This is a genomic window from Parabacteroides sp. APC149_11_2_Y6 (genome assembly GCF_054506995.1).
In genome coordinates this window covers 1,022,571-1,049,503 of the sequence record NZ_CP173709.1, presented here as the reverse complement: position 1 = coordinate 1,049,503, position 26,933 = coordinate 1,022,571, and the positions used below count along the sequence as shown (strand labels likewise).

At 43.1% G+C, this 26,933-nt stretch carries 18 protein-coding genes, 1 other RNA gene and 1 pseudogene; 9 read left to right on the top strand and 11 right to left on the bottom strand.

What is annotated here, in order from left to right:
* Nucleotides 1-64: 64 nt before the first annotated feature.
* From ACGE0T_RS04270 to ACGE0T_RS04255, 4 genes are all read right to left on the bottom strand, one after another.
* Nucleotides 65-1,177 carry a redoxin domain-containing protein gene (locus tag ACGE0T_RS04270; protein ID WP_459189300.1) on the bottom strand — a complete coding sequence of 371 codons (1,113 nt, stop codon included), beginning with the start codon at nucleotides 1,175-1,177 and terminating at the stop codon, nucleotides 65-67.
* 247 nt (nucleotides 1,178-1,424) lie between these two features.
* Entirely contained in the window at nucleotides 1,425-3,254 is a 1,830-nt protein-coding gene (locus ACGE0T_RS04265; RefSeq protein ID WP_459189299.1) for a RagB/SusD family nutrient uptake outer membrane protein, read from the bottom strand.
* Nucleotides 3,255-3,266: 12 nt separating this feature from the next.
* A complete protein-coding gene (locus ACGE0T_RS04260) occupies nucleotides 3,267-6,491 on the bottom strand; it encodes a SusC/RagA family TonB-linked outer membrane protein (protein WP_459189298.1) in 3,225 nt (1,074 codons plus the stop codon).
* Nucleotides 6,492-7,111: 620 nt separating this feature from the next.
* The gene (locus tag ACGE0T_RS04255; RefSeq protein ID WP_459189297.1) at nucleotides 7,112-7,957 is read right to left on the bottom strand and encodes a hypothetical protein; all 846 of its coding nucleotides are present in this window, start codon (nucleotides 7,955-7,957) and stop codon (nucleotides 7,112-7,114) included.
* Nucleotides 7,958-8,181: 224 nt separating this feature from the next.
* Here ACGE0T_RS04255 and ACGE0T_RS04250 point away from each other — a divergent pair, with 224 nt between their 5' ends.
* The 5 genes from ACGE0T_RS04250 to ACGE0T_RS04230 all read left to right on the top strand — a co-directional run bounded on the left by ACGE0T_RS04250 (nucleotide 8,182) and on the right by ACGE0T_RS04230 (nucleotide 15,699).
* Nucleotides 8,182-9,654, top strand: coding sequence for a sodium:solute symporter (locus tag ACGE0T_RS04250; protein ID WP_459189296.1), 1,473 nt, complete (start codon nucleotides 8,182-8,184; stop codon nucleotides 9,652-9,654).
* A 12-nt stretch (nucleotides 9,655-9,666) separates the two neighbouring features.
* Complete coding sequence (locus ACGE0T_RS04245) at nucleotides 9,667-11,514, top strand: outer membrane protein assembly factor BamB family protein (RefSeq protein ID WP_459189295.1); 1,848 nt, start codon at nucleotides 9,667-9,669, stop codon at nucleotides 11,512-11,514.
* 4 nt (nucleotides 11,515-11,518) lie between these two features.
* Entirely contained in the window at nucleotides 11,519-12,367 is an 849-nt protein-coding gene (locus ACGE0T_RS04240; RefSeq protein WP_459189294.1) for an ATPase, read from the top strand.
* 19 nt (nucleotides 12,368-12,386) lie between these two features.
* Nucleotides 12,387-13,211, top strand: a complete 825-nt coding sequence (gene murQ / locus ACGE0T_RS04235; protein ID WP_459189293.1) for an N-acetylmuramic acid 6-phosphate etherase — start codon at nucleotides 12,387-12,389, stop codon at nucleotides 13,209-13,211.
* A gap of 841 nt (nucleotides 13,212-14,052) precedes the next feature.
* Nucleotides 14,053-15,699 carry a diphosphate--fructose-6-phosphate 1-phosphotransferase gene (locus tag ACGE0T_RS04230; RefSeq protein WP_459189292.1) on the top strand — a complete coding sequence of 549 codons (1,647 nt, stop codon included), beginning with the start codon at nucleotides 14,053-14,055 and terminating at the stop codon, nucleotides 15,697-15,699.
* 55 nt (nucleotides 15,700-15,754) lie between these two features.
* Here the strand turns inward: ACGE0T_RS04230 and ACGE0T_RS04225 are convergent.
* Nucleotides 15,755-15,901 (bottom strand): annotated as a pseudogene (locus ACGE0T_RS04225) (sugar O-acetyltransferase); the annotation flags it as partial.
* A 28-nt stretch (nucleotides 15,902-15,929) separates the two neighbouring features.
* Complete coding sequence (locus ACGE0T_RS04220) at nucleotides 15,930-16,265, bottom strand: TM2 domain-containing protein (RefSeq protein WP_459189291.1); 336 nt, start codon at nucleotides 16,263-16,265, stop codon at nucleotides 15,930-15,932.
* A gap of 209 nt (nucleotides 16,266-16,474) precedes the next feature.
* Between ACGE0T_RS04220 and ACGE0T_RS04215 the strand changes: the two genes are divergently transcribed.
* From ACGE0T_RS04215 to ACGE0T_RS04205, 3 genes are all read left to right on the top strand, one after another.
* Complete coding sequence (locus ACGE0T_RS04215; RefSeq protein WP_459189290.1) at nucleotides 16,475-18,259, top strand: helix-turn-helix domain-containing protein; 1,785 nt, start codon at nucleotides 16,475-16,477, stop codon at nucleotides 18,257-18,259.
* Nucleotides 18,260-18,418: 159 nt separating this feature from the next.
* A complete protein-coding gene (locus tag ACGE0T_RS04210) occupies nucleotides 18,419-20,167 on the top strand; it encodes a leucine-rich repeat protein (RefSeq protein WP_459189289.1) in 1,749 nt (582 codons plus the stop codon).
* A 150-nt stretch (nucleotides 20,168-20,317) separates the two neighbouring features.
* Entirely contained in the window at nucleotides 20,318-20,920 is a 603-nt protein-coding gene (locus ACGE0T_RS04205; RefSeq protein WP_459189288.1) for a riboflavin synthase, read from the top strand.
* 77 nt (nucleotides 20,921-20,997) lie between these two features.
* Here the strand turns inward: ACGE0T_RS04205 and ACGE0T_RS04200 are convergent, their stop codons facing one another.
* The 4 genes from ACGE0T_RS04200 to rnpB form a co-directional block, all read right to left on the bottom strand.
* On the bottom strand, nucleotides 20,998-22,122 hold the full coding sequence (locus ACGE0T_RS04200; protein ID WP_459189287.1) for a helix-turn-helix domain-containing protein: 1,125 nt from the start codon (nucleotides 22,120-22,122) through the stop codon (nucleotides 20,998-21,000).
* A gap of 171 nt (nucleotides 22,123-22,293) precedes the next feature.
* Entirely contained in the window at nucleotides 22,294-23,667 is a 1,374-nt protein-coding gene (locus ACGE0T_RS04195; RefSeq protein WP_459189286.1) for an MATE family efflux transporter, read from the bottom strand.
* A gap of 2 nt (nucleotides 23,668-23,669) precedes the next feature.
* Nucleotides 23,670-25,046 carry a YihY/virulence factor BrkB family protein gene (locus ACGE0T_RS04190; protein ID WP_459189285.1) on the bottom strand — a complete coding sequence of 459 codons (1,377 nt, stop codon included), beginning with the start codon at nucleotides 25,044-25,046 and terminating at the stop codon, nucleotides 23,670-23,672.
* Nucleotides 25,047-25,059: 13 nt separating this feature from the next.
* An RNA gene (gene rnpB, locus ACGE0T_RS04185) (RNase P RNA component class A) lies at nucleotides 25,060-25,415 on the bottom strand.
* Nucleotides 25,416-25,595: 180 nt separating this feature from the next.
* Between rnpB and ACGE0T_RS04180 the strand changes: the two genes are divergently transcribed.
* Nucleotides 25,596-26,033 carry a DUF695 domain-containing protein gene (locus ACGE0T_RS04180; protein ID WP_459189284.1) on the top strand — a complete coding sequence of 146 codons (438 nt, stop codon included), beginning with the start codon at nucleotides 25,596-25,598 and terminating at the stop codon, nucleotides 26,031-26,033.
* A gap of 37 nt (nucleotides 26,034-26,070) precedes the next feature.
* Here ACGE0T_RS04180 and ACGE0T_RS04175 read toward each other — a convergent pair whose 3' ends face one another.
* Nucleotides 26,071-26,931: a nitroreductase family protein gene (locus tag ACGE0T_RS04175; protein ID WP_459189283.1), complete on the bottom strand. Its 861-nt coding sequence runs from the start codon at nucleotides 26,929-26,931 to the stop codon at nucleotides 26,071-26,073.
* Nucleotides 26,932-26,933 lie beyond the last annotated feature (2 nt).

The following is a 26,933-nucleotide window of genomic DNA, read 5'->3' as shown; positions in this document are numbered from 1 at the left end:
AACACAGACATCTGCATTCAGCAATCTTTTTTGATATACTTTCTGTATTGTTACCGCTACCGGCTTATTTCAAAACCTCCTGCAATTTAGCATCGATTTCTTCGCCATGAATATTTTTAGCGATGATTGTTCCGTCTTTATCTACCAATACAGTGTGAGGAATGCTGTTTACTCCATAAAGAGCAGCACCGGCATTCTGCCAGCCTTTCAGGTCTGATAATTGCGGCCAGGTTATTTTCAGGTCTTTTACACCCTTAGCCCAGGCATCTGCTTTGCTATCCAGGGAAACACCGACAATTTCAAAACCTTTATTCTTATACTGCTTGTACAACTCTACCAAGTGCGGAGTTTCTTTGCGGCAAGGAGGGCACCAGGAAGCCCAGAAATCAACTAATACTACATTTTTACCATTGCCTACATAATCAGAAAGTTTACGCATTTCACCTTTCGGGTCTGCCATTTCGAAATCAACGAACTTCTTACCTACGGCAACTGTTTTCAATACATCCAAATGAGCCATCAGCTTATCGATGCCCGGAACAGATTTGAATGTTGAATCTGCTTTGGAAATGATTTCATTCTGCTGCGCTTCATTCAACTGATAACGATAGTCCGATAGATACTTCGCCGGCATCTTCTGGTTAGTATGCTGAAGAATATAATTGCATACAGCCTCTGTTATTTTATCGCTTATTTCATCATATTTCTTTTCAGCAGCATCTACGATAGACTTATCTTCCGAACGCATATCCGCTATCACGTTCTTCATTTCTGCCTGGAAAGGAGCAATAGCATCCTTAAAAGCCTTTTCGGCATCATTCGCAGGAGTTCCTACCACTACAGATGTAGAGTCGAGAGTAATTGACAACTTCCCATTTTCAAGCGTAAAAGCTGTTTTGAACGGAGTAGCCTGTCCACGTTGTTCAGGAACTACATCAGAAGAAAAACTGATGGTTGCAAGCATGGAACCGTCCTGGGTGCCTTTAAAACTGAATGTGTTATTTGTCACCAAAGCACTGTCGAAAGGCATAACATCCGGTTTGCCATATTCATACAGGTAGACATAGTTGCCGTTTAAATCGGCATTAGCGACCGTACCGGTAATTTCGTAACCCGGTTTTTCACTGCAAGCTGCCATTAATAAAGCAACTGCGGCAAGAGGAAGAATCTTTTTCATATATACACGCATTTAAAACTATTTTTATCTATTAGTTACAGACGTTCGATGCAAAAATACGTAAATATATTTTCATCCTGAGTGTTTTATGGCAGAATAAAAAAGGAAAGGCGTAAAAAGTCAATCATAGTTAGAACACGGGATACACTGGCAACACAGACTTACGCAGATAATATTGATTTTTAACAAATTGGCCTGCGTAAGCCTGTGAATCCTGTGTCATCGACGTGCGATTATAAATACGGTATTAATTACCATCATTAGTCGCTCCGTCTTCCCATCCGGTATTCTGTTTTATATTCGGATTCTTGACCATCACTAAAGAAGGTATCGGATACAGATATTGCTTCTTACCCCATACCCTTTTCGAATCATTCTGAGTATCCCATGCCAGATAATAACCTGTACCGGAAGAAACCGGAACTACCTGCAAATCGCTGGAAGAACGATCAGTGCTAACATGGACGGTTGCACACGTCGAGCCATATTTTTCCCAATCCATATGCGCCTTAGCTGCGGCAAGCCCTTCTTCTGTAGTATAATAAATCACATCCGGAGTCCCGTCATGATCGATATCCAAAGGCTCGTTAATTGCCGTGATATACATGCCGAACCAACTCTTCTTCAACAGTTCCCCGCATTTCCAACGGCGCAAGTCGTCGAAACGGAATCCTTCCAGACAAAGTTCAACGGCACGTTCCCTACGAATTTCCAACAATACAGGGTCTGATACGGATGGAAAATAATTGCTTTGAAAATACGCATCTATCTGAGTCGGCTTAGCAGATAATCCGCCGGTTATACCGGAACGGGAACGTATCGCTCCTATCGTATTCGCCCAATCTTCATCTGTCAATTCTTTCAATTCGGCTTTTGCTTCTGCATAATTCAATAAGACTTCAGCATAGCGGAACAAAGGAATTGCATTGGTGTTCATTGTCTTGGAGTCGCCATCCGTTGCGTCCACACAGAACTTCAGCGGCTGGTAGCCCAGACGGGCATAACCTGCAAAGTCCGGCAAGGCTTTTTTACCTTCACGCATATATCCCGGGGTACGGATTGTTTGGGACAAGCGGTAATCACGGTTCGTACATTCGTCAAACAAGTCTTGCACTTCCCAACCCTGACGGTCTGTATACGGAGTTCCATCCAATTGCAAGAAAGTATTGATAAACGGACGTATCAGGTTCAGGCGGCTTCCATAAGTAGCAGAAGTCCATTTCCAGTTGGCATCATGATAAACGCTCAGGTCCGCACTTGAACAAACAGCCAGTAATACTTCGTCCGTCTTCGGGTCGTCGCTTGTGAATACTGCACGGAAAGATTTTTTTACCCCTTCTGCCGTATACAACTTCTTTCCGGAATGCTTCATTATATATTCGGCATTCTCTACGGCACGCTTCAACCAAGTTTCAGCCGATGTTTCCAGGCTCAGATTATGATATTTGCGGAAAGTGCCTTCAAACAAACTGACACGTGCTGCCAAAGCATAAGCAACCCATTGGGTAACCAGCGAGCCGGTTGCATCCGTAGCCGTAATGTTATGACAAGCAAACTGAAGGTCGGCATATACATTTTCCATTACCTTCTCGCGGGAATCTTTAGGCGCATACAAGGCTGCATCTTCCACATCCAAAGGTTTATCTATCCAGGGTACATCGCCAAACTGCTTTACCTTATTATAATAGAAATAAGCGCGGAAGAAGCGGGCTATACCTAAATAGTTATTACGAATCTTTTCATCCACCCGGTCGTTTGCCGTGCAGTTTACGATAAAATAATTGAGATTCCGCAAATCCCCCCAGTCCCAGCCGCCACTGACGGTTTCACTGTAAGCATTCAGATAAATAAAGTTACCGATAGCATTCAACGCACCGTAATCCACCATATAACCTTCCTGATAATGCGCATCGATACCCGAAGGCAACATATTGTAGAAAGAATAGGAATAGGTTTGCAACCCGTCCTGCGAACCGAAAATAGCATCTTTATCCACAGAGGTAACCGGCTTCTCGTCCAACTGGCAAGCGTTCAGCAACAAACCTGCGGCAAATAATAAATATATGATTTTTTTCATGTCGTATACAAATTAGAATGTTACAGATAAACCTAAAGAAATGCTTCTCAACAGCGGATAACTGTTACCGTCACCCATCTTGTTATCATTCAAATCAGAGTCTTTACCGGAGGAAGCATTCGATACGTCAAAGTCTTTTGTCCGTTTATACAAAGGAGACCAGCAAATCAGGTTTTCACCACTGAGATAAACACGGGCATTCTGCATATAAAGTTTGGATATCCACTGTTTCGGAAGATTATATCCGACCTGCAAATTCTTCAGACGCAGATAAGCTACATTCTGGCGGTAACGGTCTGTGGCAACAGAACTCCAACCGCAAGCGCCGTTGTAAGTAGCGTAGCGAGGCAGGTAAGCGTCCGGATTTTCCTCTGTCCAATAGTTATTCAGGTGCCATGAAGGCAAACTGTTATACGGACGGTTGTACTGTCCCCAGAAACTGGATTCCTGGCCCGGGAACCAATATTGGCGTCCTACCCCCTGGAAGAATGCGGAAAGAAAGAAGTTATTCCAATCGCCACTTAGGGTAAAGCTATAAATAAAGCGGGGTTCAGTGTTTCCTAATACCACTTTATCACCGGGGTTATCTACCGTATTTTCCCCATAGTCGATTTTACCATTTTCATTGCGGTCGATGAATTTCACATCACCGGCATGCCAGCTACCATCGTTGGAGGCCTTGATAATCGTATTCACATATCCTTTTGTATCGGCATCCGAACGGAATAAACCGTCTGTTGTATAGCCCCATACTTCACCGACGGTCATGCCTTCATAATAATCATCCAGGTTCTTTGTCGCATTGTTATACTTGTCGATTACAGACTTGTAATCATGCAATGTGGCACGGACTTCATAATTGAAAGGTTTGTTTGCCAATGTAAAATGGTCGCGGTAGCTAAGGGAGAGTTCCCAACCACGGGTAGTCATATCCGCATAGTTTCCTTTAGGCGATTCGGCGCCGAATACTTCCGGTAATGTAACACCTACGGTATACATATCTTTGGTTTTACGGATATAATAGTCACCAGTTACACGCAGCTTGCCATTCAGCATGCCGAAATCCGCACCGATATCTGTGGTTGTTGCCGTTTCCCAAGTAAGGCTCAACGGGATAACGGCCGGGGAATTTGTATATTTATTCAAGCTGCCGCCCAATACACGGTTTGACGTTTCAATCTTCAATAATTCCAGATAACTGTACGGGTCTACATTACCATTGCCCAACGAACCGTAAGAACCGCGGATTTTCAAATCAGAGAAAATATCTTCGTTCACTTTCCAGAACGGTTCCTCCGACACTCTCCATCCTAAAGATACGGATGGAAAGAATGCCCATTGCTGGTCTGTCGGGAACTTGGACGAACCGTCATAACGCCCGTTCACTTCCACCAGATAACGGTCTTTAAAGCCATAATTCAAACGGAAGAATGCACCGGCTATTTTCCAATTTCTTACCAGAGCAGAAGTGGTAACCGATTCTCCCAATGCCAGGTTAATACTTCCGGCATCTTCCAGCAACAATCCGTTGCGTTGGGTGGTCAACTCCTTATATTTAGAGGTTTCATAGTTGTATCCGACCATACCTTTAAAATAGTGGCTTTCGGCAAAGGTGTCTTCATATTCGGCATACAGGTTGGTTGCTGTATAAAGCGTATGGTTATTCACATCCGTAAAATCGTTGAAGTTGGTTCCTATATAAGAAATCGTATTTTCTTTTTCACTGAACGGCACCTTCACGCGTTTTCTCTCATTCTGGTACGTGCCATAACGGAATGTAAAGTCACCATTGATACGCAATTTATTATCCAGGAATTTTGCACTGAAACTCGTCGTATTCTTCAACATCTTATTATTCTTGTCCTGATAGTTCTTCTCATCCATAAAAGCGCCGAGCGTATATCCGGCAGCACGGGTATACGTCCCATCCGGATTGAATAGCGGCATAGTCGGGAAAGCGGCCACTTCAATATACCGTTGGATATTAAAACTATAAGAAGCTACAAACGGGCTATGATAGTCTGTATTGGTAAATTCCATATTATTGTTCAAACGTAGCCAGTCAAAAACCTTCAAAGATCCTTTTGCACGGATATTCAATGATTTATAAGTATCCGGATTATAATTGTACAACCCCTTATAATCATAAAAACGTCCGGATATATAAAAGTCTGCTTTTTCACTGCCTCCGGAAACTGTTACGTTATGGTCTTGCGCAAAAGTATTGTCCTTATATAATAAATCATACCAGTCCGTATTACCGTAATAGGTATAGCTTCCATTTTCATTCTTAACAACTTCGTCTGTTATCCCCTGGGCTTTACGCTGTTTGAATGTATTCAGCCATTCGTCCGAATAAGCCTGCATGCCATTATTAATATTGGTAGGAAGGTAGTTGTAGAAGTTATAGAATGAATTCCGGAAATGTTCAGCCCAGATAACGCCATCAGATACAAAGTCAGGAGTTTTCGTAGGAGACTGCAAAGAGAAGTTTCCGGTATAGTTGATCATTGTCTTGCCTTGCTTGGCACTTTTTGTCGTAATCAAAACAACGCCGAAAGAACCTCTGGCACCATAAATGGAGGCAGAAGCTGCATCTTTCAAAACACTGACACTTTCAATATCGTTCGGATTCAGCATGGCAGGGTCGCCTTCCACACCATCAATTAAAATCAAAGCGCTACCCCCCTGTCCGATAGAAGTTGCACCACGTACATTAAATGATGCGGAACGGGTCGGCTTACCATCTTCCAAAGAGATATTCAGGTTAGGAACCGCTCCTTGTAATGCTTGTGTAGCATTGGCAACCGAACGGTTTTCGAAAACTTCATTACCCACCTGTTCGATTGCGCCTGTTAAATTAATTTTTTTCTGTGTACCATACCCAACGACAACAACTTCTTCCAGATCCTGCGAGCTCTCATGCAAAACAACATGCAGAGGCGCACCTGTAATCTTCACCAGTTGAGTTTTATATCCTACAAAAGAAATTTCTAATTCCTGCGCCTTATCCGGTACAAGAAAATTGAAGTTTCCGTCTACGTCAGTAATTGTTCCAATATTAGGATAGTTCTTCACCACAACGGTCGCCCCAATAATAGGAGTAGCATTAGCCTCTACTACCTTTCCGCCGACCGTCCGCTCTTTACTTTGGCCCCATGCAGGAGAATAAATAAGCAGCCCTACCAATATGAGGATAAGCCACTCTGATGTGTTTTTCCTGTTACTTTTTTTCATACAGACTTTAAATTAGATTTTATAACAAACGATATTTACATAAGGAATCTTTTAGGTTCCAAGACTTAAAATGATTTTGCGCTGGAATGATTTAGATTACAAAGAATACTTTCCGGAATTTCTATTCTTGTCGTCTTTTGTTTCATAGGCCATCTATTTAAAGAGTTTAGCATGGATTGAACAAGTTCATAGAGAACTAATTCAAGTATTGTTCTTTTCGATGTAAAAAGAATGTTTTTACTCGTTTTTAGTCTCTACTTTGGAATATGAGCCAGGCAAATTGGTCTTTTTCCTATTAAATATGTTAGGATTTAAGATACGATATAAATAAAAATAACAAAAAACGATGGATAATAAACTTGAGTTCTCTATGGACTTGGTTCCCGAAATCTCCTTTTCTGAAAACTAATAATCAACGAAACTATATTTTAGTAAATATATATCAACACTCGTTTCTTTTACAAATATGAAATTATTTTTTCATATCACAAACATGTATTTAGATTTATTACGTTTTATAGTTACTAATTTAATATTATAGATTATATATTAACAACAAGAAACAGAGCTACAATCTGCTTTTAAAGCGGATTGCAAGATATAAAGCATACTATTATTTGTTAACCTATGTTATTTATAGCGTGGTATTCTATTAAGCCATCCATAGGAGTTTCTCTAATCATATCCAGATTCGCATAGTATTCAAGGGCTATTTCTTTCAGAACCTTGGAATAGCTATGTGCAACAGAACCGACAAAACGTAATGGATAATCCCGGTAGTCATATTGGCAGACATTTCTGGAGAAGAAACTCCGCAGGTTTTGGACCAAAAGATTATAAACATATTCATCATCCATATAGTCCGCAAGAAAATAGGAAATCACAGCAAGAAAACGATTAGGGAACGGACGGTTATAAACGGACTCCATAACATCACTGGGAGTAATCATCAGCTTTTCATAAAACTCATCCATCAAATATTTAGGAGCCAACCCCTTCATTACATCCGATAAAAACAATTTACCTAAAGCAGAACCGCTACCCTCATCTCCTAATATATATCCGGCAGCAGTTACATTCTTCACAATCTTCTCCCCATCATAAAAGCATGAATTAGAACCGGTTCCAAGAATACAGGCGATACCGGCTTCATTCTTAAACAATCCCCGGGCGGCTGCCAGCAAATCGCTTTCCACCTGTACTGGTGTTTTGAACTGTGCAACCAAAGAGGCTTCCAATATACTCCTTTTCTCATCAGGTGTACATCCGGCCCCATAGAAATACACATGGTCGAGTTTCTTCTTAAAAAACAGTTCCGGCAATCCCAATCTAATACTTCTGCTTATCTCACGCCTGTTCTGGAAAAACGGATTAATCCCTTCCGTAAAAACGCGATGTATTAAATGTGCGCCTTCTACTAAAGCCCATTCCGTCCTTGTTGAACCAGTTTCTGCTATAAGTTTCATAACCCGACTATTTTTTTATGCAAATATAGAAGGTTTTTAGGAATTTAGCGAATACCGCCAACAACAATATGGAGATAGAAAGAAGAATGTAAATTTTAAATTAATAATTACATTTCATAAAATAATAAAATATAAGTTCTTAATACAAAATTAAAACTATCTTTGCTAAAACAAACATCGAGTATCCGCTTTTCCTAATTTCTCTAACTTAAATCAGCATACCTATGAGCCCTATTTCTGTACTTATAACAATTGTATTATACTTCTTGATACTATTCCTTGTATCATACATTGCAGGAAGAAAATCCGACAATCAAGGTTTTTTTGTCGGAAACCGGAAATCGCCCTGGTATATTGTAGCCTTCGCAATGATTGGCTCCAGCATATCCGGAGTTACGTTTGTTTCTGTTCCCGGAATGGTTGGAGTAAACAGTTTTGCTTATCTGCAAATGGTACTGGGATTTGTAGTCGGGCAGATTATCATCGCATTCGTTCTTATCCCTTTATTCTACCGGATGAATTTAGTCTCCATTTACGGATACCTTGAAAACCGGTTCGGAACATTTTCCCATAAAACAGGCGCATGGTTCTTCTTTATATCTAAAATGCTGGGAGCTTCTGTCCGCCTGTTTCTGGTATGCCTGACTCTGCAATTGCTGGTGTTCGGACCTTTTCATATACCTTTTAGTATGAATGTATTATTTACTGTAGCGCTGGTATGGCTTTATACATTCCGGAGCGGGGTAAAATCGTTGATATGGACAGATTCATTAAAAACATTCTGTCTGGTTGTTTCGGTCGGACTATGTATCTATTTTATCGCTTCCGATTTACAACTCGATTTCGGAGCCATGTGCACCGCCATCTTTAAAAGTGATTTATCCCACACCTTCTTTTTCGATAATGTGAATGAAAAGCAATATTTCTGGAAACAGTTCCTGGGAGGCGTCTTCACCGTTATTGCCATGACCGGCTTGGACCAGGATATGATGCAGCGGAATTTAAGTTGCAAGAACTTCAGGGACTCACAGAAAAACATGATAACCAGTGGTATCCTTCAATTCTTCGTCATTGCCTTATTCCTGATGCTTGGCGTACTGCTGTTCATGTTCACCGCCCGGCACGGCATTCAAAACCCGGTAAAGAGCGACGAACTCTTCCCTATGATTGCAACCGGAGGTTATTTCCCGGTATTCGTAGGCATCCTGTTTATCATCGGCCTTATCTCATCGGCTTATGCAACGGCTGGCTCCGCACTTACCGCGTTGACCACCTCTTTTACTGTAGACATATTAGAGATAGAGAAGAAAACGGAAAACCAGATTACCCGCATCCGCAAACGGGTACATGTCGGAATGGCTATCATCATGGGACTTGTCATTATCATCTTTAATCTCTTGAATAATACAAGTGTAATCGATGCCGTGTACATTCTGGCGAGTTATACGTATGGCCCGATACTCGGCATGTTCGCCTTCGGAGTATTTACCAAAAGAAATGTACGCGATAAATATATCCCGTTAGTCGCCCTTATCTCTCCCCTGCTCTGTTTTATCCTGCATAAAAACTCGGAGGCATGGTTCAACGGATACTCTTTTAGCTACGAACTGCTTATATTCAATGCTTTATTTACATTTATCGGGTTGAGTATCCTCAGTATAGGTTTACCGGAAAGACAATCAGTATCAAATAATTAATCATTTATCACCATGAAAAAATCGTCCATCCTGTTATTTCTTTGTTTTCTGCTTTGCCAGCTTCAGGCAGCAGAATTCCGTTTCGCCTTGTTAACGGATGTGCATATTACACCGAAAACAACGTCGGCAGAAGATTTGCAAAATTCTGTAAATCAAATCAACAACACCCCGGGAATCGATTTCGTACTTGTAGCCGGAGATATTACGGAAGAAGGGGACCGTGAATCCCTGGAAAAGGCTAAATCCATCCTGGACCGGCTTACCGTCAAATATTATATCATCCCCGGCAACCACGATACCAAATGGAGTGAATCCGGAGCCACTTACTTCGAACACCTATTCGGTAGCGAACGGTTTAAATTCGAACACGACGGCATCCTGTTTCTCGGCTTCAACACCGGTCCTTTACTCCGCATGGCAGACGGGCATGTGTCGCCTCAAGACATTACCTGGCTTAAAGGCGAGTTAAAGAATGCAGGAAAAGAAAAGCCCGTCATACTGGTCACCCACTTTCCGCTACAGGAAGGAGATGTAGACAACTGGTATGACTTGACAGATGCCGTCCGTCCTTATAACATTCGCGTTGTATTGGGAGGACATTACCACAGCAACCGTTTTCTTTCATATGATGGAATACCGGGCATCTTAAGCCGCAGCAATTTACGGGCAAGCGATAATGTCGGAGGATATTCTATTTTTGAAATCACTCCCGACTCCCTTTTCGTCTACGAACAAAGAATCGGGGAAGAAAAGAAGGAATGGGCATCCTTGTCTATGCAAGCTAAATATTATGAAGAAGACAAGCTAATAGACAAACGCCCGGACTTCTCCGTCAATCAGGAATACAGCCAAGTGAAAGAGGACTGGATACTCCAAACCGGAGCCGGTATCTATGCCTCTCCCGTTGTTTATAAAAACAATCTTTATGTGGGAGACGGATTAGGCGTACTGACCTGCTATAACGTAAAAGACGGAAAGAAGAAATGGTCTTACCAAACAGGCAACCGCATCATCGGGACTCCCGCTGTTGAAAACGGTATCATTGTCTTTGGTTCCGCCGACAAAAACATATATGCCCTGGATGCTGCAAGCGGTAAAGAAAAATGGATAGCAGCAGCTACCGAACCGGTTCTCGGCGCCGTAACCATTGAAAAAGGAATTGCCTATATCGGAGCCAGCGACCATACTTTCCGTGCTATCGATATAAAAACAGGAAAAGTTATCTGGGCCTATACCGGAGTTAAAGGCTATGTGGAAACACGTCCGCTGGTAACATCCGATAAAGTTGTATTCGGCGCATGGGACAATACTTTATACGCCTTAGATAAAACCAATGGCAAAAACCTTTGGAAATGGACAGGCGGGTTAACCCGCATGCACTTCTCCCCTGCCGCCGTATGGCCTGTTGCCGTAGGAGAAAAAGTATTCATTGTAGACCCTCAGCGTGCAATGACAGCCATCGACCTGCAAACCGGAGAAACCATCTGGCGTACCCACGAAGCCAAAGTGCGCGAGACTATCGGCCTTTCTGTTGACAAACAGCGGGTTTATGCAAAAACGATGAATGATACCATCGTTTGTTTTTCAACCCAAGGAAACCAGCCTGTCCTGTTATGGGCATCAAATGCAGGCTTTGGCTACGAGTTTGCCCCCTCCATGATTGAAGAGAAAGGAAATGCAGTGTTTGGAAGTACAAAAAACGGACTTATATTTGCACTCGATTCAAAAACAGGCAAAGTCCTGTGGAAGCACAGAATAGGAAGTTCTTTAATAAACACAGTCTACCCCCTGTCCCGTCACAAAGTAGTGTTTACCTCTGCCGGAGGAGAAATAGGGGTATTGGAATGGAAAGGAAATTAAACATATGATATTAATAGCAGATAGTGGCTCTACAAAAACAGATTGGAGCGTAATCCAGCAGGGTAAATTAACTCGTTCGATAAAGACAAAAGGTATGAATCCATATTTCCAGTCGGAAGAAGAAATCGGAAAAGAGATTTCCGAAGTCTTGTTGCCCCAACTGGGAAATAGCGCATTAGAAGCCATTTACTTTTACGGAGCCGGATGTACTGTCGATAAGGTTGAAGTGGTCCGTAATGTCATCATACAGCATACAAACGTAACCCGTGTGGAAGTCAACACCGACCTTTTAGCCGCCGCCCGCAGTGTATGCGGGCGAAAGGCCGGCATTGCCTGTATCCTGGGTACCGGCTCCAATGCTTGCTTTTATGATGGCAAAAACATTGTAGACAATGTCTCCCCCTTAGGATTCATCCTCGGGGACGAAGGAAGCGGCGCCGTATTAGGCAAACGCCTAGTAGGCGACTTGTTGAAAGGGATGATGGGGCAGGAGCTGAAAGACAAGTTCCTGAAACAATATAACCTTACTCCCGGAGACATTATCGAACGGGTATACCGCCAACCATTCCCGAACCGTTTCCTGGCAAGCCTTTCCCCGTTCCTTGCGGAGCATATAGACGAACCCAAGATACACCAGCTTGTACTCAGCAGCTTTACAGACTTTATCACACGGAATGTACTGGGATACGATTACCATAATTACGCTGTGAGTTTTGCCGGTTCCATTGCATACCACTACAAAGATATATTATCCGAAGCTGCCGGGAATACAGGCATCCGTATCGGTAAGATTATCCAAAGTCCTATGGAAGGGCTCATATCCTACCATTCATTGCAAACTGAAATTGTGTAATTCTTTAAACCGAACGATTATGCCATTCATTAAAATATCAGAAGAACCTTCTTTATATAACGATTTGGAAAAGAAGTCCGTCCGCGAACTTCTGGATGATATCAATACGGAAGACCAAAAGGTTGCCCTGGCTGTACAAAAGACCATCCCACAAATAGAGAAGCTGGTCGAGCTGATTGTTCCCAAGATGCAACAAGGCGGGCGTATTTTCTATATGGGAGCAGGTACCAGCGGCAGATTAGGGGTATTGGACGCCTCGGAGATTCCCCCTACATTCGGAATCCCTCCTACTTACATCATCGGGCTGATTGCCGGAGGCGACACGGCACTCCGTTCTGCCGTCGAAAATGCGGAAGACGACCAGCAACGCGGATGGCAGGAACTACAGCAACACAACATCAATGAAAAAGATACCGTAATCGGTATTGCCGCTTCCGGAACCACCCCGTATGTGATTGGGGCTTTAAAGGAAGCGCGTAGAAACGGTATCCTGACAGCTTGCATCACCAGTAACCCGGATTCGCCAATGGCGGCGGAAGCTGATATTCCCATTGAAATGATTGTAGGCCCGGAATTTGTTACCGGAAGCTCCCGGATGAAGTCCGGCACCGGGCAGAAGATGATACTTAATATGATATCTACCACAGCAATGATAAAGCTGGGACGGGTAAAAGGGAACAAAATGGTAAACATGCAGCTTACGAACAAGAAGTTGATAGACCGCGGAACCCGCATGATTGTAGACGAACTGGGAGTCTCCTACGAGCAAGCCCATAACCTCCTGCTTGTAGCCGGCTCCGTAAAGAAAGCAATCGATAACTACAAAAAGCTTCACGAATCGTAAATTCCTCCGGGAGAACCCCTCCCCGCTTCCATTTTCAATAAGATAGCTTTCCGTCCAAATAAAAAACAATAAGTCAGAATAAACCCTTTTATCCTGACTTATACTTTATATCCTGAAGGCATTCCAGGGAAAACCGGGCCCTTTTATGGACTAAAAGTGAGCTTTTTCTACCTTATCCGGAACCTATTTCCATATTCCCTAAGGGTAATTCCAATTAGTAGCGGTACTAATTCCAACTATCTGCGCATAAAAAAGCAATAATCTGCGCGGCAAAACACCTATATTTTAACTTTAAAACATATATGTTTCGATTTCAAAGCATATATGTTTCGTTTTTTGATGTTACTGAGCAGGGACGCGGCTCTGGAATAGTCGGTAAACCGAACTTAATACAGATATCAAATTGATTACCATATTCCACCAAACTCAACAGTATGATTAGGCACGGATTACACGGAAAACACGGATTAAATACATGTTATACTTTTATTAATCCGTGTTTTCCGTGTAATCTGTGCCTAAAAAAACATTTTTTCACCTTGTTAATTAGTAAGTATTTTGTAATATATATCAACAAACTAATAAATCTCATCTCCGCATAAGCAGCATATTCGCAACCCCTCCTGCATACGTACCCGTATACTAAAAGCATAACAGGGGTATTTTATCATTTTGTCAGAAATACCCATATAAATGTCAAATAGGAAAACTCCCGCTCAAAATCAAGAACTGATTTATCGTTCTATGGCAAAATATCCTTTCATAATTAAAGAAAAAAATCTATATTTGCACCGCCTTTAATCAGGAATCAGATAATTTCTAAATAAATTCAAATTAAGAAATGACAAAGAGTGCACTACAAATTGCAAGAGCAGCTTACCAACCCAAGGTACCCGCTGCATTGAAAGGCGCTGTAAAAGCCGTAGACGGTGAATATACACAATCAGTAGCCAATCAGGAAGAAATCAAGGAGTTATTCCCCAACACGTACGGGATGCCTATCGTTACTTTCGAAAAAAGCAACGAAAAGAAAGAAATGCCGGCAATGAATGTTGGTGTAATCCTTTCCGGTGGCCAGGCTCCCGGCGGTCACAACGTGATTGCAGGCTTGTTCGACGGTATCAAGGCTCACAACGCAGCATCCCGCCTGTACGGATTCATCCTGGGACCCGGTGGTCTGGTTGATCATAAATATATGGAATTGACTGCCGACATTATCGACGAATACCGTAACACCGGTGGTTTTGATATGATCGGTTCAGGCCGTACTAAACTGGAAGAAAAATCCCAGTTCGACAAAGGTCTTGAAATCCTGAAAGAACTTGACATCAAAGCGTTGGTTATTATCGGCGGTGACGACTCTAACACAAACGCTTGCGTATTGGCTGAATATTACAAAGCGATCGGTGCAGGTGTCCAGGTTATCGGTTGCCCGAAGACTATCGACGGTGACTTGAAAAACGAACAGATTGAAACTTCTTTCGGTTTCGACACGGCTTGTAAAGTTTATTCAGAAGTAATCGGCAATATCCAACGCGACTGTAACTCTGCCCAGAAATACTGGCACTTCATCAAATTGATGGGACGTTCAGCTTCTCACATTGCACTGGAATGTGCTTTGCAGACTCAGCCGAACATCTGTATCATCTCTGAAGAAGTTGAAGCGAAGAACATGTCGCTGGACGACATCGTAACATATATCGCTGAGATCGTTGCTAAACGTGCAGCTAAAGGCAACAACTTCGGTACCGTATTGATTCCCGAAGGCCTGATCGAATTTGTTCCGGCTATGAAACGCCTGATTGCTGAATTGAACGACTTCCTGGCTAAACACGATGCAGAATTCAAGATGATTAAGAAGAGCGAACAGCGCGCTTATATCATCAGCAAACTGACAAAAGAAAACTCCGACCTGTATGCTTCTCTTCCTGAAGGTGTAGCCCGCCAGTTGTCTTTGGATCGCGACCCGCACGGAAACGTTCAGGTTTCTTTGATCGAAACAGAAAAGTTATTGTCTGAAATGGTTGGCAAGAAACTTGCAGAATGGAAAGCCGAAGGCAAATATACCGGTAAATTCTCTGCCCAGCATCACTTCTTCGGCTACGAAGGACGTTGCGCAGCTCCGTCTAACTATGATGCAGACTACTGCTATTCTTTAGGTTATACGGCTTCTTGCCTGATTGCTGCCGGCAAAACAGGTTATATGTCTTCTGTACGTAACACTACAGCTCCGGCCAACGAATGGATTGCAGGCGGTATCCCTGTAACTATGATGATGAACATGGAAAAACGCCACGGCGAAATGAAACCGGTTATCCAGAAAGCATTGGTTAAGCTGGACGGCGCTCCTTTCAAAGCATTCGCTGCCCAGCGTGACGAATGGGCTGAAACAACAAGCTATGTGTATCCGGGTCCTATCCAGTACTTCGGTCCGACTGAAGTTTGCGACCAGCCTACTAAAACATTGCAGTTGGAACAAGCAAAATAAGTTGATTAAAATCAATTATAACTGAATAAAATAGAGGCGGAACATTGTTCTGCCTCTATTTATTTACAACTGCTCTATTTTCTATATTTCTAATAAATTTTGCAGGTACACCGCCAACAATAGCATTATCCACGACATCTTTCGTTACTACTGCTCCGGCTGCAACAATGGCATTTTCACCAACAGTCACACCAGGCAGGATGAATCATTTATATTGTTTTTAGCAGGTTTTACGGCTCCACTATCTTTTCCAGTTTCTCCATATTCTTTCTTTTGGCAACCCCTATAATCAAAAACCAATCGATAATATACCAGATACCCAGGCCTCCGGCCGTAAGCAGTTTGCAAATACCTTTACCCCAATCTCCTATCAGGAAACGGTCTAATCCTATAACCCCAAGGAAAAAGGAAGCAAGCCAAATCCTTCCCGGACGAAAGAAATTCGTATGCTCTAAAAGCGCCTCTTTTTCCGGCGGCAAATCGATCAGACGGTGAATCGGTATCTCATAATCGGGAAATTTACTCTCATTAGCCAGCAAAAACCGGTCTACTTTATCAACTTCCATATTATTTTTGTTTTTGTATTATCTAATAAATAACAAATATAGTGATTTTTTGTATACTAACAGATAGATTGAATTAAAACAACAACCTTGATATTCATAGCTTACATCCAATTCAGATATAAAAAACTAATGTTTTTTTGGATTATCTGTGATATTATGCCAACTTTACATGGGAATATAAGAATACACTTTTATTAATAGTAACGACAATGTCCCGAAGAACCTTGTTTTGTATTCTGTTTTTCATACTCGGAGCAACAGCCTTTGCCGCTGTTCCCGACACATTGTTGTTGCATATGTACGACAACCCGATGCACCACCTGTATCAGGTTCGCGAAAAGAGCGAGGAAGACCGGAGCAAGTACCTGTTTAATGCCGATACATTGTTTTACCGGTATGCCACCGAAGGATATGCCGCTTTGCCGGACGAATTATACTATTATTACCATGATTATGTCTCCTATATGAGCCTGGAAGAAGCGGAAAAAGAAGTGGAGCGTATGCGTGATGCCGCCCGCCGCTATAAGAGTAAAGCACTGGCCAACGAAGCAGACCTGATGAAAGTTTCGGTACTCGATTATTATAAAGACAGCCTTTTGCAGGTCTGCAACCGGATTGTCAGGGAAGTTGCCGTGCGGGCCGGAAAAGAAGGCGATGCCGTATCCCGGATACGGGCGATGAACTTCGATTTTATATCCAACTATCGCACCGGGCATTATGCCTATGCCTTTGCTTTCGCCCCCTGTGTCGTGGAGGAACTCAATAAACTGACCGACCGGCAATATTCCGAGCGGCGGGAAATGTTTTTCCATCTGGGACGGGCCTATATGGATTTCCGCGATTATCCCCGTGCGCTCTCTTACCTTCGCGAAGCGCTGGTCGATACGACCCGTTTCTTTTTCGACCGTTCCAATATCCGCGCCCGTGTGGAGTTGGGCAACTATTTCCGTACGGAGCAGCAGCTCGACTCGTCCGATTACTATTTCCGTTCCATTATAACCAGCCGCGATATGATCAAGTTCCGTCCCTATTATGATCATCTGGCTTTGGTCGAACTGGGGTATAACCTGTATTTGCGGGGATCGTACGATAACGCGGCCGATTATTACCGTAATGCCGCCGACTTTGCCCGCAAGGAAGGGAACCATACCCTGGCCGCCACGATCTTCACCGGACTGGGCGAAGTGTATCAGGCTAAAAAAGACCCGGCGCAGGTAAAAGCCATGATCGACTCGGCCCTTGTCTACCTGCATAAAGGGAAGACCGGAGCCGACAATCCCGTTTATCTCCGGTTGTATCCGTTGATGTATAAGTATTATGCAGAGAAGAACGATATGCCGTTGTTTCAGGCTTACCTCGATTCGGCTACTGCTGTCCGTCACCGGCGGGAAGAACGGTTCAATACACAGGTAGTGCTCCGGGCGGAACAGGAGGTGGCTGCACAACGGGAGGAGACGGCAGCCCACCGGATCGCCGTGCAACGCCGGTTGCTGGGATGGATTACAGGCGGCTGCGTGTTGCTTGCTGCCGGATTGCTTGTATTATGGATGTTCTACCGGCAGAAACGGAGCGCTTACCGTATCTTGGTAGAGCGTAGCCGCGAATGGGCCCGGAAGCAGACGGCCGGAGAGTTACCGTTGCCTGTTGCCGACGACGACCGTCTGTTGATGCACAGGGTGCATGTTTTACTGAAAGAGGAACACCTTTACCGCGATCCCGACCTGACGCTCGACTCGATGGCAACCCGGCTCGATGTACACCGCAATACCCTTTCGAGAGTAATCAATCTCATCCAGAACCAAAATTTCAACCAGTATATTAACGACTTCCGACTGCATGAAGTTATCGAACGGCTGTCCGATTCGGCCGACTGTGCGACCATCCTCGACATTGCTTTCTCCGCCGGTTTCAGGAGCCAGCAAACATTCTACCGTCTTTTCAAAACCAAAACCGGCCTTTCCCCCGCGCTCTTCCGCAAGAACAGTGCCCGGTAACCGGCATAGGTATTCTTATCATTTTTCTTCCGGATAGAGGTATTTCTATCAATTGCTTATTTTTCATGGTAAAAAAGAGTTCTCAAATTGTAATTTGGGAAGAATGGTTCGGATGGAAAACGGATATTTAGGCAAATTCATAATTAAACAATACAAGAGATGAAAACAAAGAACCTACTTCTGATTGCCATCGCAATACTGTCACTGGCCGGCTGTAAGTATAATGATGAAGCCATTTGGGATGCCATCAGGAAACAGGAAGAGCGCATTACCGCGCTGGAAACATGGCAGAAACAAGCCAGTGATGAAATCGCTATTTTGAAGGCAATAACCGATGAGAGCGACTATATTCTTTCTATCGTTCCCGTCATGGAGGGCGGCACCCAAAAGGGATATACTATTACTTTTAAAAAGTATGGAACCATCACCCTGTTGAATAGTCAGAAAGGTATTTCACTCATCAGCCTGAAACAAGAAGAGGACGGTAACTGGTACTGGACGCTGAACGGCTCCCTGGTGACCGATGCCAACGGAGAACCGATTCGTGCTAACGGAAACCCTGTCACGCCACAACTGAAAACCGGTCGCCAACTAACAGAAGCTTCTATCGCCGGCACATGGCAGGATGACGCCCTCTATCTCTCGGTTGATAATGGAAAGACATGGAGTAAAGTGCCCGGCGACAAAGGCGATACCAATACTGGCTCGTCTATTGAAATAATAGATAATACCAACTTTGGCTATGTCATATTTGAAGTGTCAGGACAAAAAATAACCGTTCCACGCTATAATGCTGCACTGTCTCTGGTTATAACAGATCCCGATGGTCAGACAGTAGAAGATGAATATATAAGGTCAATAGCATACGGTCAAACAGCCACCTTCACCTACTCCGGATTGAACTCCGGTTCCACCATTGTTGTGATTGCCCCTACAGGCTGGTTGGCTACTTTGGACAGAGCAAATAGTCACATCAACATCACTTCCCCATCAGTGTCAGACTGTAGTAGCCATCCGGAATGGGCAGGCCCTGTGGAGACAATTATTCTAGTTTCTGACGGCAGTGGAATGAATGCCCTCCCCATCCGCACGATAGCTTCCGATTATTTCTATTGCAATGCCGATAACCTGATAGCCATGTTGGGTAAACGCCCCGATGTGGAGAAACTGAAAGTCAGTGGAACATTAACGTCGGATCATATGGATAAAATCAAAGAGTTAAATTCACTAAAGGAGATAGACCTGGAAGATGCGACCTTGGAGGGAAATGCTATTCCCGATGGGCAGTTTTCTGACAATAAGATTCTGACGACTGTGAAGCTACCGGAAAGTTTGACAGAGGTCGGTAATAATGCTTTTTCTAGTTGTAAAGCATTATCCACTGTGAATCTACCGGAAAGGTTGGTTAATATCGGTGATGCTGCCTTTTCTAATTGCTCTGGATTATCCGATATCAAAATAGGAAATAAAGTAAATGCTTTACCTCTATCCGTTTTCGCCGAATGTAGTTCATTAAAGAATATTAATGTTCCGGCATCGGTAGAAAGTCTCGGTTGGGGTGCATTCTATAATTGCTCTGGTTTAGAAACTATAACAATAGAGGAGGGGAAGCTGAGAAGTTTGGACGCTAATGTTTTTTATGGATGTAGCAGGATAGAGGAGATTACATTACCCAGTACTTTGACAAATATAGGTGGAAGTGTTTTTTTGAACTGCACCGCCTTGAAAAAATTGCAATGTAAGGCTGCAAATCCTCCAACATTTACCTATGATGGTTATAATCCTAATCCTTTAGGCGCTAACCTACCCACTGATTTCAAGATAACAGTACCATCTGGTTCGGTAGACAAATATAAGAAGGCTGCCGGATGGGAAAAATATAAAAATAAGATAGAAGCCATCCAATAATGCCCCCGTCATAATATAGTCGGCAGAATGACAGTGAAAGGATGATGAAATAAACTTAAACCTCTTTTTTACAACCTTCTCTCCGCACTCTGCTCTTGGTCTCATTTTTATTCCTTACCTTTGGTGTTGATAACGATAAAACACAATCTTATGTTTTCAGGTATTATAGAAGAAACAGCTAAAGTTGTTGCAATAGAACAGGACAAAGACAATATCCATATCACAATGGAATGTTCGTTTGTCGATGAGTTGAAAATTGACCAGAGTGTTGCCCACAACGGCGTTTGCCTGACAGTCGTCCGTAAAGAAGGGAATACGTTCACTACAACAGCCATGAGAGAAACACTGGAACGCTCCAATCTGGGCCTTTTAAAGCCCGGCTCACTCGTTAATCTGGAACGCAGCATGATAATGAACGGCCGATTGGACGGGCATATCGTACAGGGACACGTAGACCAGACGGCGGTCTGCACAAGCGTGGAGGATGCCAACGGCAGCTGGTATTATACCTTTGAATATCCTTTTGACAAAGAAATGGCGCAACAGGGATATATGACCGTGGAAAAAGGTTCTGTTTGCGTAAACGGTGTAAGCCTCACGGTTTGCAACTCACAGAAAAACAGTTTCCAGGTGGCAATTATCCCTTATACACACGACCATACCAACTTCTGCCAAATAGAGAAAGGCTCGGTTGTCAATCTGGAATTCGACATCGTCGGGAAATATATCAGCAAGATGATGCAATTCAAATAAATAAAAAAATCCGGTATGAATTAAGCCGACCCGAATCGACATAATCCATACCGGAATAACCTTCCTTATAGCCCTCCTCACTCTTTTTCCACAGGCAGTTTTTCTATAAATTCTTTAGGAGACATCTTTTCTTTCTCCGCAAAATGGCGGTAAAAACTGGAACGGGAATTAAACCCGCTATGGAACATCAACGTCTTGATTGAAGTTCCCGGCGAACAAGTTGCCAACTGCTTAAAATATTCCAACCGTAAATAGTTAATATATTCCCGGAATCCGGTAAATCCTCCATATTGAATCGCTTTTATTACCAGGCTTTGTTTTGCACTCAGTTGATTCGCCAATTCCTGTATGGTATATTCTGCCGAAGTAAACGGCTTCTCCGCTACCATATATTCCGTCATGATTTCATAAAGCTTGTAAACAGCCGGAGAAACAGCCGGAGATACTTTATCCTCTTCCTCATCCGGTTTCACACTCATAGCTTCAGCCGGATATGAGAATGGATTTTCATTCTTTAAATACATAATAGTAAAAACTACCGGCAAGACCTCTATCACATAACCATACATATTAAAAATCAATCCGGAAGGGAAAAGAGTCAGCAATATATAAAGCAAAAAAGTTACTATATAGCATGCACAATATACATACATCTGTTTATTCATCCTGCGCACAGGTCCTGTCCATCTTGCCCAAAAAGGGATAATAAAATTTATCAGAGGAGACGCCATAGACACCGCAAAAATACCTAAACGCAATCGTACATCCAGTTTATCGATATTCACAACGACATCTCCAATACCTGTCAGTGTCGTAAAATACCCGTTAAACCATTGATAACAAAAAGCGATCACCATAATAACACTAACCGGCAATATGAATATGACCAATCGTAAAGTTGTCAGCCATCCGGGGCGCAAAGATGCTATTGGAAAAAGAGAAAAGATAAAAGCGGCAAGATACCACTTCAACATGCGTGAAACCGACAGAAGATAGAATTTATCTTCCACCAGTCCTATCCTTAGTTTATATAACCAAAAGAAATTACATTGGAGCATCACGAGTGCCAGAAAGACAACCAGTATCCCCCAAATCTTCCGTAAGCGGTTATCCTCGGCTTTTATTATCAATACAGCACCCAGCACCAAACTAACAAGGTCCAATATTATTTCTATTATCAGATAGTAGAGATCATATTTCATCGTAGAGAGCGTTCTTTTTCCGTTATTAGCTGACTTCTTCAAAAACGTTATTCGATACAAAAATAACACACAGTCCTGATTCTAACAGTGTCCCATACAGTTCTAAGACAACATAACCACAAAATGGGACATTTTTAAAGATATTTGGGAACAATCAAACCCTGCCCCCTCTTATTTAACAACACATTTCCTTTTCCATATACCAGCTTTATAATAGAAACAAGTTACAATAAAACCGATGCTGATACTAATGCCAATCGACCACCATATACCGGAATATCCCAGCCAGGAACTAAGATAATAAGCAAGCGGAATACGAATCAGCCATAAACAGACCAAGCTGGTTATCATGGGAAACAAGGTATCCCCTGCTCCTCTCAATGCGCCATTATACACATTCAATGCGCCATGCACAATAAAAAATCCGCCGACAATCAGTAAGTATCCTTTTCCGATAGCAATCACATCCGGGTCTTTGGTAAAAGCAAGCATCATCTGTTCTCCGAAAAAATAAATGGCGGAGAATGTCAATAAGCCGAACACAATATTCACCAGCATCGTAAAACGTAGTCCGGTTTTCACCCGGTCTATCCGCCCGGCACCGATATTCTGCCCGCAAAAAGCAGCAAGGGCACCGGATAAAGTCAGTACAGCCTGCGTTATAATCGCATCAACCTTACCGGCAGCCCCATAAGCTGTCAGGGTATTTGTCCCGAAACTGTTTACAATACCCAACAGAGCCATCAATCCGAGGGCAATGGCACATTGCTGCACACTGGTAGGCAAACCTATTTTCAGGCTTTCCACAAAAAGTTTCCAGTCGAACAGCATATCCTTCTTTTTCACCGACAATAAAGGATGTTTGTTATTCACATACGCCAAAGCAATGCACATCCCTATCCCCTGGGCAATCACCGTAGCACGTGCCGCCCCTTCGATACCCCATTTGAAGACAACGATAAAAAGCAAATCCAGGACGATATTCAAGACCGTAGTGGAAAGGATAAACAGCATAGGCCGCACAGACTCGCCTACCCCTCGCAAAATAGAAATGACACTATTGAATGTGACAAAAAGAAAAGTCCCGCCTATATATATCTTGAAATAAGCGACAGCCCCCGGTATCACCTCTTCCGGCGTATTGGTCAGACGGAAAATAGGTTCGGCAAATATAATCCCGGATATGGAAAGAATAACCCCGGCAACAAGCATAAAGATAAAAAAGGAAGAAAAGGCAAGTTGTACCCTATCATACTGCTTTGCCCCGAAAAGCTGGGAGACAACAACCGTAGTCCCGCTTCCGACGCCTATCACCAGTGAAATAATAAAATAATAGATAAAAAAAGTAGCCGATACGGCGGCCAAAGCCTCTTTTCCCAAAAACTGCCCGACAATTATGCTATCCGTTACATTATAGAGTTGCTGCAACAGGTTTCCGACCAGCAAAGGCAATGTGAAACGGACTATCACCCGCCAGACCGTCCCGTGGGTAAGGTCGCATTTATCAGGCTTCTCCACTATCAACTGCTCGCCTTCCATTTCCATTCTCAGAGGTCTTTTAATAAGATGTTATCGTTAGCCTTAATCACATCCTCACGCGTTTTCAGTAAGGCTTTCCATTCTTTATTAAACAAACCTTTCGTGTCGATTTTAAAGTTTTCCGAGCCAAATTCATCCATTTTCTGCAACAGGTAGCTAACCGTTATCTGGTTCACGTCCATTGCTGGCTGGTAATGCACAACACGGGCATCTTCGCCATAATTCACCTCGATGATAATATTTAATTCCGAAAGCAGGTAAAGTATCTGGGTGGTAATACGAATCGGTATGCGGTAAGAATCCGACAGTTCGTCTGCCGTATACGGTTTTTCCCCTTTTACGAACCTTTTCACAATGAGGGAAGCTATCAGCAAAGTCAGGAAATCCTTATAACGCCGGCTGATATTCTTGCTATCCCGTTCAAAACTGAATTTCTTCACATTCTGGGATGCATAAGATATCTCAGCCCCGAAAAGACAAATCAGCCAGGAGAGCTGCAACCACAACAACAACAAAGGCAACGCGGCAAAACTTCCGTAAATCGCATTGTATTTACTCACCCAAATCTGCCCGCTGATATAGATAAACTGGAAAAACTGGAAAGCACATCCGGCTATTATCCCGGCAACCAGGCCATTTATAAACCGTACTTTCGTATTCGGCAACGAAACATACAATCCGGTAAATACCAATATGGTGATAAAATAAGGCGTGATATGCAAAAAGAATTCCACCACAGGTGTAAAAAACACATACTGGCTCAGGAATGAATTATTCTGTAAAGTGGAAATAAAGATTGAGATACCGCTTGAAGCCGTCATCAATACAGGCAGGATAAGAAATAACGCCAGATAATCGGTAATTTTCCGGTAAAACGGACGGGACTTCTGGATTTGCCAGATATCATTAAATGTATCTTCTACCGATGAAATCAGGCTGACCACCGTATAAAACAACAAAATCAAACCGACGCCGATAATAATACCTCCCTGAGCCTGCGCAAGATAACTTTCCACAAATTCAAAAGCCTTGGTCAGCTCCAGCTCGTGCCCGGGGAAATAATCCATTAACTCCTGCCGGACTGTCCCCTGGAAACCGAACCCTTTTGCAATCCCGACCAATACAGCCAGCAAAGGGACAATAGCCAATAAGGTACTATAGGTAAGTGCGGATGCTTTTGTTTGCAGGTTTTCGCTCAGAAAACCGCGGACAGCCAGAATAATGGTCTTGATGGTATTGATATAAAGCTCCCTCAGCCCGCTTACTTCATTTTCGGTAATCCGCCAAATATCGTAAGTGACGAAACGTATTATCCGCGTAATCAACGCTTCTATCCGTTCACCCAGACTTTCTTTTTCCGTCTTTTTTTTATCCGAAGCCTTCATAAGAATAGATAAAAAATACAGTCTGCCTGTAAGCCGGGTCCTGTACTTCCGTTCATCACGGAAGCGCCTGCCATTTATCTCGTCTTACTGTCGCCAGTAAGCTTTAGCGGTCTACCCCCCGGCATCGGACGAGCAATCCTACATACGCCGGTATACATGACCTTACAACCCATAAGACGTACGGCATTCCATATTGCTATGGAACCCGGTGAGCTTTTACCTCACCTTTTCACCCTTACCGGCAAGCCGGCGGTTATTTTCTGTTACGCTACTCAACCCTTGCGGACTGCTTCCCGTTAAGAAGTATGGTGCTCTGTGTTGCCCGGACTTTCCTCCCATTTTGCAATGAGCGACAGACCGGCAGACTGCATTGTTGCAAAGATAGGTATTTTTGCCAATAGTCCGGTTGAAGGGAATTGATATTTATTCCTTTTTGTTACCTTTGCTTCCTGATAAAAGACGGATATGCATTGAAACTTAGCATTCTGCAGGAACCTGTCTTTCATAGAAAAAAGAATCTGATCAAAATCATTTTAATAAAGAATACGCATGAAGTTAAGCAACGAATGGTTCACAGCCTTGTCTGAAAATGAAAACGGCCAACTCATAACAGTTTCAGGACGCGACGAACTGACTGAATTTATACAGTCCGGCAAATTTAAAGAACGGGTCGAGATTACCTGGAAATACGAAGCCGACGACAAAGGCATGCCTGTGGAAACGGTAGCCGAACAAATCGACGAAGTGCAGGAAGTACTGAAGAAAGCGATGGAAAAAGACAAACTGTCCATCCTGACCGGAGTCTATACGGGAAGCGGTGAAAGGATTTGGGTATATTATACCCGCACAGTCCGCGTATTCGGTGAACGTTTGAATGAGGCTTTGGCTCCTTTTGAACTTCTGCCTATTTCCATTTACACCGAACTCGACCCGGAATGGGAAGAATATTCAGATATGTATGAAATGAAAGAATGGGCTATAGAATAAACAGCCCATTCATAAAACAGTATCACTCAATAAAGAATTATTCTATATAATTTACCGAAATATCTTTCCTGTCCGTATATTTCGGGTATTTGAATGCAGGAAGCCCCAGTGCCATAACTGCCTGAATCTTTCCGTCTATTCCAAGCTGCCGGGCCAACGTATCTTTTCCTTCCTGCCGGATCGCCGTGAGGACAAAGCCCATATAAATCTGGCTTACGCCTAAAGACTGTGCCATTAAGGATGCATTCTGATAAGCCAGATTGGCGTCTTCACCTCCAAAACGGTAGGATTTGGGAGCATGAATAATCAAAAGTGCCGTTGCTTTCCGAAGAATGGGATCATTGCCCGCTTCGTGTTCTTCTTTCATCCGCTGAAATGCCGGGACATATTTATATACATCCTTCATAAACGGTTTCAACATACATTTCACAACCGGATTCAGCAGATGTTTGGCAAGGGATGTAAAAACACCAATCGTATAATCACTTACCAGATGAAGTTTCCGTGGGTCCGTCACCACAGTAAAGGAAAGCATCTGCGAATTGGTAGCAGTCGGTGCACAATGGGCTGCCTCTACTATCTGCTCCAACATTTCTTTAGGAACTGGTTTGGAGGTTAGGCTCCGGTTAGAACGGCGGGACTTGATTAGCAACATCATCTGCTCCGGCGTCGGCATCCGGCTATAATCGATTGTATGTACTTTTTCCGGAGTAAAATCACTATGTAGCACGGAATCTGTAGGACAGACATCCACACAATGTCCGCAAACAATACAACTCCCTATATGAACCAACCCGATTGGATCACCCTTTTTAGGTTGGGTAAAAATACCGGAAGGACATACCCGTACACACTTACCGCATTTAATACAGGTATCCTGATTGACATCTAACATCATAA

Bases quoted from the DNA above. Each gene is read 5' to 3' on its own strand.
- ACGE0T_RS04270 (WP_459189300.1), bottom strand. From the start codon at position 1,177: ATGAAAAAGATTCTTCCTCTTGCCGCAGTTGCTTTATTAATGGCAGCT.
- ACGE0T_RS04265 (WP_459189299.1), bottom strand. From the start codon at position 3,254: ATGAAAAAAATCATATATTTATTATTTGCCGCAGGTTTGTTGCTGAAC.
- ACGE0T_RS04260 (WP_459189298.1), bottom strand. From the start codon at position 6,491: ATGAAAAAAAGTAACAGGAAAAACACATCAGAGTGGCTTATCCTCATA.
- ACGE0T_RS04255 (WP_459189297.1), bottom strand. From the start codon at position 7,957: ATGAAACTTATAGCAGAAACTGGTTCAACAAGGACGGAATGGGCTTTA.
- ACGE0T_RS04250 (WP_459189296.1), top strand. From the start codon at position 8,182: ATGAGCCCTATTTCTGTACTTATAACAATTGTATTATACTTCTTGATA.
- ACGE0T_RS04245 (WP_459189295.1), top strand. From the start codon at position 9,667: ATGAAAAAATCGTCCATCCTGTTATTTCTTTGTTTTCTGCTTTGCCAG.
- ACGE0T_RS04240 (WP_459189294.1), top strand. From the start codon at position 11,519: ATGATATTAATAGCAGATAGTGGCTCTACAAAAACAGATTGGAGCGTA.
- murQ (WP_459189293.1), top strand. From the start codon at position 12,387: ATGCCATTCATTAAAATATCAGAAGAACCTTCTTTATATAACGATTTG.
- ACGE0T_RS04230 (WP_459189292.1), top strand. From the start codon at position 14,053: ATGACAAAGAGTGCACTACAAATTGCAAGAGCAGCTTACCAACCCAAG.
- ACGE0T_RS04220 (WP_459189291.1), bottom strand. From the start codon at position 16,265: ATGGAAGTTGATAAAGTAGACCGGTTTTTGCTGGCTAATGAGAGTAAA.
- ACGE0T_RS04215 (WP_459189290.1), top strand. From the start codon at position 16,475: ATGTCCCGAAGAACCTTGTTTTGTATTCTGTTTTTCATACTCGGAGCA.
- ACGE0T_RS04210 (WP_459189289.1), top strand. From the start codon at position 18,419: ATGAAAACAAAGAACCTACTTCTGATTGCCATCGCAATACTGTCACTG.
- ACGE0T_RS04205 (WP_459189288.1), top strand. From the start codon at position 20,318: ATGTTTTCAGGTATTATAGAAGAAACAGCTAAAGTTGTTGCAATAGAA.
- ACGE0T_RS04200 (WP_459189287.1), bottom strand. From the start codon at position 22,122: ATGAAATATGATCTCTACTATCTGATAATAGAAATAATATTGGACCTT.
- ACGE0T_RS04195 (WP_459189286.1), bottom strand. From the start codon at position 23,667: ATGGAAATGGAAGGCGAGCAGTTGATAGTGGAGAAGCCTGATAAATGC.
- ACGE0T_RS04190 (WP_459189285.1), bottom strand. From the start codon at position 25,046: ATGAAGGCTTCGGATAAAAAAAAGACGGAAAAAGAAAGTCTGGGTGAA.
- ACGE0T_RS04180 (WP_459189284.1), top strand. From the start codon at position 25,596: ATGAAGTTAAGCAACGAATGGTTCACAGCCTTGTCTGAAAATGAAAAC.
- ACGE0T_RS04175 (WP_459189283.1), bottom strand. From the start codon at position 26,931: ATGATGTTAGATGTCAATCAGGATACCTGTATTAAATGCGGTAAGTGT.